Genomic DNA, 10,982 nt, shown 5'->3' on the forward strand with positions numbered 1-10,982 from the left:
AAAGAGGCCTGCTTACCAGCTATCTTACGGTAAAGCAGGTCTTTTTATTATGGAATTATTAAATGTCCCAAACGATTGATGACTTTGATGCGATAAAAGGGTGATTATGTGCCATATGAAGCATATAGAGTGAGACCATATGAACTATTAGCAAGATTTGAAGGTGGTTAGTTACTTTTTAACTTTCATAAAAGATGGTACCATAATAATAAAATCTGGTTTAGTCATAGGAGCTCACGTCATGAAAATAATAAACAAAGGTCTAATACTTGGAATTGCAGCAATCATTCAGGGCTTTGCAATGGCAACCTTTTTATTCCCGCATTATATTCCAACTGGAGGAGCTGCGAGTGTCTCAGTACTGGTCAATTTTTTAGCGGGTACTCCTTTTGATATTACGCTTTGGGTACTAAATGCGGGTCTCTTATTTGCAGCGATTAAATGGCTTGGTAAAGATGCTGCGCTTTGGACGCTGTACTGTGTCACAGTTACAGCATTCACCATCCGTCTGATCACTCCATTGATAACAAATCCAATATCAAATGTAATCGTAGATTTAATTGTAGGTTCTATCATCTTTGGTGTTGGAATTGGGATATTATTTCGAATGGGTGCATCATCAGGTGGAATGGATATTTTGGCTTTAATCATTTCAAAACTTAAAGGGTTTTCACCAGGAAAAACACTGTTTGCCATTAATGGTACAATTTTGCTTACCACAGGAATCATCGTCGATTGGAAAATCATTATTTTTGCGCTCGTTAGTCAATTTATAAGCACACGGATTATCGATCTTTTATATAAGGTCCAATTACCAAAAACGCAAATTCAAAAACATGATACAAGTACGTTTTAACTAAAAAAAGGCGGGAACCCTCAATGTGGTTCTCGCCTTCTGTGGATTGCACTATTCTTTTTAATTCATAGCAACCCAGACACTCTTAACTTCTGTGTAGTTATTTAGGGCATAGGATCCCATTTCACGGCCGATACCAGATTGCTTGTAGCCACCAAATGGAGAAGCTGCATCGAATGCATTGTAGCAGTTCACCCATACTGTACCAGCTCGTAGGTTGTTTGCGATATAATGTGCTTTTCCAACATCTCGTGTCCATACACCTGCCGCAAGACCATACTCAGAATTATTTGCACGTGCAATTAATTCATCAAGGTCTTCATATGGCATTGCCGAAATAACAGGACCAAAGATTTCTTCTTTCGCAATTGTCATTTCATCTTTTACATTCGCAAAAATAGTTGGCGATACGAAATAGCCTTCTTCAAATGGTTTTTGACCACCTACTACTAGTTCTGCACCTTCGTTAATTCCTTTTTCAATATATCCTAAAACACGATTTTGTTGTTCAATTGAAACAAGCGGTCCAATTTCTGTATCAGAATGTAAACCTGCCCCTTGTTTAATCTTTTCAGCATGGCTTGCCATGTCTGCCACAACATTATCAAATTGTTTCTTTTGAATGAAAACACGTGACCCGGCACAACATACCTGACCTTGGTTAAACATAACCCCATTTAATGCACCAGGGATTGCCTTTGAAAGATCAGCATCAGGTAAAATAATATTTGGAGATTTTCCTCCTAATTCTAATGTTACACGTTTTAATGTTTTGGAGGCTCTTTCCATAATGCTTTTTCCTACTTCTGTTGAACCAGTAAATGCAATCTTATCAACCAATGGATGATCAACTAGAGGTTGACCAGCTGTTTCACCAAAGCCAGGAACGATATTTACTACCCCAGCTGGGAATCCTGCTTCTTCCATTAGCTCTGCTAAATAAAGAGCAGAAAGAGGAGTTTGTTCAGCTGGCTTTAATACAATCGTACAACCAGTTGCAAGGGCTGCACCAAGCTTCCACATTGCCATTAATAGAGGGAAGTTCCATGGAATGATTTGTCCCACAACACCAACTGCCTCATGACGAGTATAGTTTAAGAATGGTCCATTTACAGGAATAGTTTGCCCTACAATTTTCGTAGACCATCCAGCATAATAACGCATATGTTCGATTGCTAGAGGAATATCTGCATTTGATGTTTCACGAATCGGTTTTCCATTATCCAATGTCTCCAACTGTGCTAGCTCATCTTTATGTAGCTCCATCAAATCTGCCAGTTTATACATGATACGGCTTCTTTCGGCTGCGGACATTTTTTGCCAAGGGCCTTCATCAAAAGCTTTTCGGGCAGCTTTTACCGCACGGTCAATATCTTCTGGTCCAGCTTCACTGACAGTTGCTAAAACTTCCCCGGTAGCTGGATTATAGGATTCGAACGTTTTACCAGAAGCACTATCAACAAATTCTCCATTGATGTAAAGCTTCTTAGTCCCTCTTAAAAATGACTCAACCTTTTCTCGTAATGCAAAAATTAATTGGCTCATTCTCTTCCTCCTTTTTAATATGAAACTAGCAATACAGGTGCTAAAAACACCTTCAATACTAATGTTAACATTTTAAAACTAGTAATCAACCAACTTTTGGTAAAAAATTCCGACAATTCATGACGGGTTTTTTCGACACAAGGGATGATTGATTAATCAATTATTCTACTATTAAATGTATAAATGAAGAATTGTTACTGTGCATGGAGCATCATGAAATACGATGGAAGTTTTAATGTAGAAGCAGATGCGGTTAACAAAATTGTTGAAATAATTTCGAATTTGCAAAAGTTATTCCATATGTTATTTGAATTCTTTATTTAAATCATATACTATAAAATTTAAAAAATGGTAGTACAAAAGTAGGGATTGAACATGAATGAACGAAAACAATATGTCTTAGAAAAGGCTCATCAACTCTTTATGGAAAAAGGTTTCCAAGCCACATCAATCCAAGATATTCTAGATTCTAGCGGGATTTCAAAGGGGACCTTTTATAACTATTTTTCTTCAAAAAGCGAACTGTTCATGGCCGTTTTTAACTCAATACAAATCAAAAACGAAGAAGAACGGAATAAATTATTAATAGGCGAAAACCTTGCGAATATTGATATCTTTAGTAAACAACTAGGTCTCTTTTTCCGTCTAAATAAGCAAAACAAACTTTATGCACTAATTGAAGAGGCGCTCGTATCGAATGATCCAGACCTAAAGCAGTTTGTAAAACAATTTCAATTATTGCAACTAAGATGGCTTTATTTTCGTTTTATTGACTTATTTGGTGAAGAGAAACGTGAGTATTTATTGGATTGTGCCATTCTTTTTTCCGGAATGCTACAACAATCATTTCAGTATCACTTTTTTACATACGGTCCGAAAGTTGATCATGAAGCCATCATTCAATATTGTGTTGATCGCTTAATAACTTTAGTCGATGATGTCGATAAGACAAATAGTAAGCTATTGAATCCTGAGTTACTAGAAACATGGTTGCCTCAAAAGAATGCAGGGGGAAAGAATGTTCAAAATCAATTTTTCGAAGTATCAAATGATTTGAAAAAGGCAATTATGAAGATTCATCAAAATGAACCTGAAAAGGAAAAATTTCATCAATTAGTGGACTTCATTCAAGAAGAAGCTATGAATAACAAACTTCCACGTCTTTTTCTCATCGAGAGCTCACTACTATCACTAGTGATGAGCAAGGAGCTTCAACGAACCGAGGAGCTTGCTCAGTTTGCTCACTTTGTGAGAGAGCATATCTTAAACCAAGAACAGACCCAATCCTAACTGAACGGGTCTGTTCTGCTTTTATCGAAAAAGAAAAGTCACTCAATGTGGAATAAAAGAGTGACTTTAATGATGGAGTTGATGGGAATCGAACCCACGACCCTTTGCCTGCCAGGCAAATGCTCTCCCCCTGAGCTACAACCCCGTATGAATTTAGCAAAATTATATCATGTGGCTTTTTAATAGACAATATTTTATTCGTTTTTTTTGCATGAGGTTGTCCAAAATTTCATATAATCTATTAAAAAAGCTGTAAACGAATCATATTATTTTGATATAAATAACCAGAAATAAATGGTAAAATTGATTAAACCTAAAATGGTGGTGGACTTGTGAGTTATTTATATGTATTAGCTTCTTATTTTATAGGAACGATTATGACCGGATATGTCGTCATGAAGATTATGAAGGGCGAGGATATTCGCAAGCTCGGAAGTGGGAACGTAGGGGCTCGGAATGCTGGTAGATTGCTAGGAAAGAAGGGATTTTTGCTAACAGCCATTGGTGACGTTTTAAAAGGGATGGCTGTAGTTTTAGGTGCAAAATACTTGAATTTTTCATTTGAAATTCAAATTCTCGCTTTAATCGCAGTCGTTATCGGACATATTTGGCCAATTACCCTCAAATTTAAAGGCGGAAAAGGAATAGCAACCGCGGCAGGTGGATTAGTTGTATTGGCTTATCAACCATTTTTAGTATTTGGTGGGATCTTCCTTCTTTTATTATTGATAGTAAGAAGCTTTACAATTGCTGGAATGTCTGCCTTTCTAACTGTACCAGTCATCTATTGGTTCATGGATTATTCCATCCGTGAATGTATCCTTATTTTTATTGTAATCGCCCTATTATTAGTGGCACATCGTGACAACCTAAAGGAAAAATTATTGAATAAAAACAAATAAGCGGAGTGATTCCAACGTGACATTTGTATATAAAATAGCACGGACAAAACAAGAATTTAATCAAATCCATCGTTTAAACTACAAAACATTTGTTGAAGAAATTCCACAGCATGAAAAAAATGAAGAAAAAATGCTAATTGATAAATTCCATGATGAAAATACGTATTTAATTTGCGTAAAGGATACTAAATTAGTGGGTATGATTGCTGTAAGGGCAAACAGACCGTTTTCACTTGATCATAAGCTCTCAAATCTTGATGAACAACTGCCAGTTAAACCAAATAGTCCTTGTGAAATTCGTTTGCTAGCTGTTGAGGAAGAATATCGTAATAATGGGAGGATTTTCTTCGGTCTTGCCCAGCTTATGTCTAATTATTGCTTGAAAGAAGGCTATGATGTCGCCTTAATCTCTGGAACAACAAGACAAGAAAAATTATATCGTCAATTGGGATTCAAACCATTCGCATCTCTAACTGGGACGTCAACTGCATCGTTTTGGCCAATGTATTTAACAAAACAAACCTTCGATGAATCTTTGGCTGGGAGAATATTAAAAGAACCTGTTAGCTTTTTGCCTGGCCCAACTAAAATAAGCGGGAATGTAAAAGTGGCTTTTGCAGAGGAGCCAATTTCCCACCGTTCGAACGAATTTTTGTTTCAAATGAAGTCTGTAAGAGAGAAATTATGTAAAATGACAAACTCAAAGCATGCCGAAATTTTAGTTGGATCTGGTACTTTAGCAAATGATGTTATTGCTGCTCAGCTATCTGTATTAGGGGGTAAAGGCCTAATAATTAGCAATGGAGAGTTTGGTTCAAGATTAATTGATCATGCAAATCGAGCTGGTTTAACTTTTACAAGATTAGAAAAAACATGGGGAACCCCTCTTACAGAGGCTGATATTCAGAGTGAACTTGAAAAAGGTGAGTATACATGGCTTTGGAGTGTCCATAGCGAAACCTCTACAGGTATGCTCATAAACTATGAAAATTTAAAAGAAATCTGCATGATGAACAATATCAAGCTATGTTTGGATTGTATTAGTACAATTGGAGCAGTTAAACTTGATTTCAAGGATATATATTTAGCATCAGGTGTGAGCGGGAAAGCAATTGGTGGCTACACTGGACTCTCATTTGTCTTCCATAATCATGAAATCGAGCCAAATCAGACAATTCCAAGATATTTAGATCTCGGAATGTATGCCATTAATCAAAGTATTCCATATTCCCATTCCTCGAACTTGCTAGAGGCATTAAATCAAGCTCTTAATAAATATGAAAAAGATGAATTTTATTCTGAAATAAAAACAAGATACAAGTTGATTCGTGAATATCTTGAAGGTCTTGGTTTACAAATTTTAACACCACAAGAATCTTCGTCACCTGCAATCATGACGGTATTACTACCAAAGCATATTTCTTCAAAGGACTTTGGAGATGATATGGCACTTCAGGGGTATTACCTTCACTATGAAAGCAGCTATTTACAAGAAAAGAGATGGATTCAAATCTCCTGCATAAGCAGTCACGATGAAAAGAAAATAGTAAGAATGCTACGCGTGTTTGAGTTATTATTAAATCAATATACAAAATTAGGAGAACCTTCGGTATAGAGGGTTTTCTTTTTTTCTAGATTTAGGCGCTATTGGCTCTCTGGTATAAGCCAATTACTTCGAAAGGCAGAAGGGTGCCTTCAGCATTTCTTTTATGTAACATTTCTTTCCAAGTTTCGTCTAAGTGGAAAAGGGGTGAAATGGATGAAGAAAAGATGGTTCATTTATCTTGCTTCAGTTATTATAATCACGGCCATGACTTTATTTTTTACGGCTTCAAAACCAGCCATCGTCAGCCAAGTGGATACTGAAATCCAACCCGTTACAAAAGAAAAACTCCAAGAGATATTTCGGGAAGCACTAAAGGAAGAAAAACGGAATAGAAGGTTTAGTATTTTCGGAAGGGACACCGCTAGGGAAGATATGTCTGTAACGAATGAATCTTCTGCAGTTGATCAAGCCACTGAAGGGGGAAATGATCATTCAGAAACGAATACACAGGTTCAGGGTGTTGATGAAGCAGACATTGTAAAAACAGATGGAAAACATATATTTCAAATCATTGATGGAAAGCTCAATATCATTAAAGCAGCACCTGCAAAGGAAATGTCTTTAATAAAATCCATACCATTCACACACTCATTTTCACCAAGCCAATTATTTTTGTATGAAGACCAGCTCGTGGTAATTGGGTATACATTCCGTGATAGTACACCTAAAGTAAATCCAAATCAGCGAAAGATGATATACCCTCCTAGACATTTTGAAGCTACAACAGCCATTATTTATGACATAAATGATCCAAGTAATCCCGAGGAAATACGCAGGGTAGAAGTGGAAGGCAATCATGTAACATCACGGAGAGTAGACAGCTACGTATATTTAGTATCTAATCATTATCCAAATTATTGGATAATGGAAGACATGAGGGCCGATGAGGTTGAATTAAGGCCACGTTTTTCTGATACAGCACTAAAAGATGAAAGCACGCTGATCCCATATGAAAGCATTAAATATATACCAGGGTCAAAAGAAACTAATTTCACTTTAATTGCGGCATTCGATTTGAATGAGCCTAAAAAAGAAGCCACGATTACTTCATATATAGGTAGTGGAAATCAAATGTACATGTCAAAGGAGAACATTTATATTGCGGTTTCAAACTACTATGCCGTACCTTTTATGGAGGGTGGGGCTGATAACTCTCCTAATACGAGCTTGTATAAATTCTCAGTGGAAAAGGACAAAGTCGAATTCCATAGTTCGACTGAAGTACCAGGAACGATTTTAAATCAATTTTCAATGGATGAGTTCAAAGGTACTTTCCGGGTAGCTACAACGAAAGGAGATACTTGGAATGCCAACAAACCTTCAGCGAATAATTTGTATATTTATGATGAGAATTTAAAGCAAATTGGTTCCTTAAGTGATTTAGCTCGAGGAGAACGAATTTATTCTGCAAGATTTATGGGGGAACGGATCTATATTGTCACCTTTAAACAAGTCGATCCATTGTTTGTGATTGATGCTAGCAATCCCAAAAAACCAAAGGTACTAGGTGAGTTGAAAATACCAGGGTTTAGTAATTATCTTCATCCGTATGATGAAAACCATATAATAAGCTTTGGTCATGACACAAAGGTTGTCGCTGATAAAACAAGTACAGGTGAACCAAGGGTGTATACCGATGGGATCAAGATTTCTTTATTTGATATTCGAGATGTGAATGCTCCAAAGGAGAAATTTACCGAAATCATTGGTGGTAGAGGAACATACTCGCCTTTAAATTATGATCATAAAGCTCTTTTATTTAATAAGGAAAAAGGAATTTTTGCATTCCCTATTACTGTTTTTCAAAATATAGAAGGAAAACACTACGAGCAAAGCTTCGAATTTCAGGGAGCTTATGTGTACGATATCAATTTAGAAGGAATTGAATTAAGAGCAAAGCTCTCACATGACGTTCCTGGCCCATATGAAACATGGGAAGGTGAGATTCAACGAGTCCTTACCATCGAAGATACTTTATATGCCATTTCGCCGACAAAAATTTCTGCATATAACTTAAAAAACTATGAGCAAATTACTGAATCTTCATTGCATTAAAAAAGGGTAGAATTTCTTCTATCCTTTTTTGGTATTTATCTTATATACTGAATAAGATTATAAGATTATATAAGGAATGAAGGGACAAACATGAATCAACCGAAAATAAATCCATACTTAGTATTGGCCATTGGTGCTGTTGCGGTTTCCACCTCGGCTATTTTTGTTAAATTAGCAAATGCTCCTGCACCCGTTATCGCGTTTTACCGGCTATTTTTTACAGTTCTGCTGATGCTTCCTGTTTTTTTATGGAAATATAGAAATGAACTGAAGGTGATAAAGAAAAGAGATTGGCTCTTTTCTAGTATCTCAGGGGTATTTTTAGCTCTACATTTCATACTATGGTTTGAATCACTTAACTACACATCTGTAACTAGCTCGACTGTTCTCGTGACAATGCAGCCTGTCTTTGCTTTTATCGGAACTTATTTCTTGTTTAAAGAAAAAATAGGCTTAGGTGCTATTTTAAGTACTTGTTTAGCTTTATGTGGTAGCATCATTATTAGTTGGGGTGATTTCCAAATAAGTGGGAGTGCGTTATATGGAGACTTTTTAGCGATTGTTTCCTGCATAATGGTTACAGCCTATCTATTATTTGGGCAAACAGTACGAAAACGCCTAACGCTTGTCACCTATACATTCGTTGTCTACAGTATAAGTACAATTACCTTATTCTTATATGTAGTAATCCTCAAATATCCATTAGGTGGATATGCAGGCCAAGATTGGATGTACTTTTTACTACTAGCAATTGTACCAACTTTACTCGGTCATAATCTTTTCAATTGGTCATTAAAATGGGTAAGTACCTCAACCATTTCGGTAAGTATCCTATTTGAACCAGTTGGTGCTGCGATACTAGCATATTTTATCCTTTCAGAAAAAATCATCCATACACAGATATTCGGAGGAGTCATTATAATACTGGGTATTTGGCTATACTCCATAGGTGAAAGGAAGAAAAAACAGCGGGTTCAACTATCGGAGCAAAGTGTTGGGTAAAGAAAAGCCATGTCTATGGGCGTAGACATGGCTTCATTTTTAAGTGAATTTTCGAGTCATAAAAACGGAGCCGATTCCCATCACTATTAATAAAGCCCCAATTAATAGTAGATTGGAATAAGGACTAGCCGTTGTAGGAAGCTTATTCCCCTGAACTTTTACACTCATCTCTGTAGCCAGAGTTGCTACCGTAAGTAACTTTTCTCCACGTACAAGGATAAAGTCAGAAGCTAGCATATCCTCGGAAACCTTAAGATCCAGCAAATACTCATCATTTGTCCGATAAAGTTCAACTAAAAGCTCTGCACCATCAAGTGAACTTTTCTCGAGAAGCTTATTATATGCTACAGCTTCCTTAACACCATCTTTTAATAGATAGTACCGGGGCTGTAATTCAAAGATTTCAATCATTTTATCATACATCACGAGAAGTTCTTTTTGCTGCTCTGCCGATAATCCCTCTGCGCTATTATAGGAGAAATATTGCTCTAAATTAGAACTAAGAGACTTCATATTTTCCTCAAGATTCATATCATTTAGACTTAAAAAATGAAGAAATAAACCATCAATTTCATCTTCCGTTAATCCAATTTCTGAGAGCATCCGCTCTGCCTCTACTATTACCTCAGCATGATTTAAATAGAAGTTAACCGTAGTTTCGAGGTCCTTAATAAATAAATAATCATGGATTGACTCCCCAAAACCACCGAGGATATGCTGTAACTCATCCTCATTTAAATTATGTTTTGATAATAGAGTCTGGATGGTCTCTTTGTTAACAGGTTCGCCTAAATAGGAAACCAATTCATCAACAGTCTCAAAATCCTTTACGGACAAATCATAAATTGCTAAATAATCCTCAAGGTCACTCTCAGTAAAACCTGTTTTTGAAGTATAATCTTTTAATCCCTCAGGGGTTACCACAGCAAACACAACATTAGATAAAAACGAAAACTGGAATAAAAAAATAACCCCAATTAGCAATAACTTCTTCATTCCTCTTCCTCCAAGCCATTATATTCATAGGTCTAGTATTTTCAACTTTTACCAAATAATGCATATGAGAGAAGAATAAACATAAAAAACTGACATCCAAAAGAATGGAATGCCAGATTAAAATCTGAAATTAATAAAATGAACTAGCAAAAAAGCTAAAAACGAAGGCCATAATGATAGACGAAACAAAAGTGATAAAAGTGCTGGCCTCGATTCTTCCTTCATTATTACTTATTCTCAAGCCTTCAATATATACGAATGAAAACAAAAATAAGCACATAGCCAATGATAAAAACATTCCTACTGCTTGCAAAAAGTCAAAAATCAAAACCTTTCCTCCTTCCAATTCCATTACTATTAATAAAATATATGAGTCATTCTAGTAAATATGAATAAAATAATAGAGGACATAGATGGTTTGAAAAACTTAATAGAACCAGCTTTACTAATACTTATAAAAAGTATTTCATCCTAAAACTATTTCTTGTATAATAATTATGGCTTTATCACATGATGAATTAATAGAGAAAAGAGAAGATAGTTCATTTTAAAAAATCCTTAAAACTTTTTAAAAAAAGGTATTGAAAAAGGTTAAAAGAGATGGTATATTAATTCTTGTCGCTAAAACAAGCGACACAGAAATTGAATGAGTGATATAAAACTTTTTAAAAAAAGAATTGACACTCAAAATTAAAAATGTTATATTAGAAAAGTCGCTTCTGGGCGACAG

8 protein-coding genes and 1 tRNA gene are annotated in these 10,982 nt (G+C 35.8%); 6 read left to right on the plus strand and 3 right to left on the minus strand.

What is annotated here, in order from left to right; translation table 11 throughout:
- Nucleotides 1-241: 241 nt before the first annotated feature.
- The gene (locus AC6CHV_RS05890; protein WP_341330549.1) at nucleotides 242-856 is read left to right on the plus strand and encodes a YitT family protein; all 615 of its coding nucleotides are present in this window, start codon (nucleotides 242-244) and stop codon (nucleotides 854-856) included.
- A gap of 60 nt (nucleotides 857-916) precedes the next feature.
- Here AC6CHV_RS05890 and AC6CHV_RS05895 read toward each other — a convergent pair whose 3' ends face one another.
- Nucleotides 917-2,401: an aldehyde dehydrogenase family protein gene (locus AC6CHV_RS05895; RefSeq protein WP_341330550.1), complete on the minus strand. Its 1,485-nt coding sequence runs from the start codon at nucleotides 2,399-2,401 to the stop codon at nucleotides 917-919.
- Nucleotides 2,402-2,776: 375 nt separating this feature from the next.
- Here AC6CHV_RS05895 and AC6CHV_RS05900 point away from each other — a divergent pair, with 375 nt between their 5' ends.
- Nucleotides 2,777-3,691 carry a TetR/AcrR family transcriptional regulator gene (locus AC6CHV_RS05900; protein WP_341330551.1) on the plus strand — a complete coding sequence of 305 codons (915 nt, stop codon included), beginning with the start codon at nucleotides 2,777-2,779 and terminating at the stop codon, nucleotides 3,689-3,691.
- A gap of 73 nt (nucleotides 3,692-3,764) precedes the next feature.
- On the opposite strand, the gene AC6CHV_RS05905 is transcribed toward AC6CHV_RS05900, so the two are convergent.
- Nucleotides 3,765-3,836 (minus strand) — tRNA-Ala (locus tag AC6CHV_RS05905).
- 187 nt (nucleotides 3,837-4,023) lie between these two features.
- Between AC6CHV_RS05905 and plsY the strand changes: the two genes are divergently transcribed.
- The 4 genes from plsY (at nucleotide 4,024) to AC6CHV_RS05925 (ending at nucleotide 9,256) form a co-directional block, all read left to right on the plus strand.
- A complete protein-coding gene (gene plsY, locus AC6CHV_RS05910; RefSeq protein ID WP_341330552.1) occupies nucleotides 4,024-4,593 on the plus strand; it encodes a glycerol-3-phosphate 1-O-acyltransferase PlsY in 570 nt (189 codons plus the stop codon).
- A gap of 16 nt (nucleotides 4,594-4,609) precedes the next feature.
- Nucleotides 4,610-6,208 (plus strand): aminotransferase class V-fold PLP-dependent enzyme, encoded by a 1,599-nt coding sequence (locus AC6CHV_RS05915; protein ID WP_498078309.1) that lies wholly within the window; start codon nucleotides 4,610-4,612, stop codon nucleotides 6,206-6,208.
- A gap of 144 nt (nucleotides 6,209-6,352) precedes the next feature.
- Nucleotides 6,353-8,254, plus strand: a complete 1,902-nt coding sequence (locus AC6CHV_RS05920) for a beta-propeller domain-containing protein (RefSeq protein ID WP_498078310.1) — start codon at nucleotides 6,353-6,355, stop codon at nucleotides 8,252-8,254.
- 90 nt (nucleotides 8,255-8,344) lie between these two features.
- Complete coding sequence (locus AC6CHV_RS05925) at nucleotides 8,345-9,256, plus strand: DMT family transporter (protein ID WP_341330555.1); 912 nt, start codon at nucleotides 8,345-8,347, stop codon at nucleotides 9,254-9,256.
- Nucleotides 9,257-9,295: 39 nt separating this feature from the next.
- Here the strand turns inward: AC6CHV_RS05925 and AC6CHV_RS05930 are convergent, their stop codons facing one another.
- Nucleotides 9,296-10,252 carry a processed acidic surface protein gene (locus AC6CHV_RS05930; RefSeq protein ID WP_498078311.1) on the minus strand — a complete coding sequence of 319 codons (957 nt, stop codon included), beginning with the start codon at nucleotides 10,250-10,252 and terminating at the stop codon, nucleotides 9,296-9,298.
- Between the last annotated feature and the right edge of the window lie 730 nt (nucleotides 10,253-10,982).

The sequence above is a fragment of the Ferdinandcohnia sp. GQ5 genome (genome assembly GCF_059759275.1).

Coding starts and splice junctions, on each gene's coding strand:
- AC6CHV_RS05890 (WP_341330549.1), top strand. CDS start 242: ATGAAAATAATAAACAAAGGTCTAATACTTGGAATTGCAGCAATCATT.
- AC6CHV_RS05895 (WP_341330550.1), bottom strand. CDS start 2,401: ATGAGCCAATTAATTTTTGCATTACGAGAAAAGGTTGAGTCATTTTTA.
- AC6CHV_RS05900 (WP_341330551.1), top strand. CDS start 2,777: ATGAATGAACGAAAACAATATGTCTTAGAAAAGGCTCATCAACTCTTT.
- AC6CHV_RS05920 (WP_498078310.1), top strand. CDS start 6,353: ATGAAGAAAAGATGGTTCATTTATCTTGCTTCAGTTATTATAATCACG.
- AC6CHV_RS05925 (WP_341330555.1), top strand. CDS start 8,345: ATGAATCAACCGAAAATAAATCCATACTTAGTATTGGCCATTGGTGCT.
- AC6CHV_RS05930 (WP_498078311.1), bottom strand. CDS start 10,252: ATGAAGAAGTTATTGCTAATTGGGGTTATTTTTTTATTCCAGTTTTCG.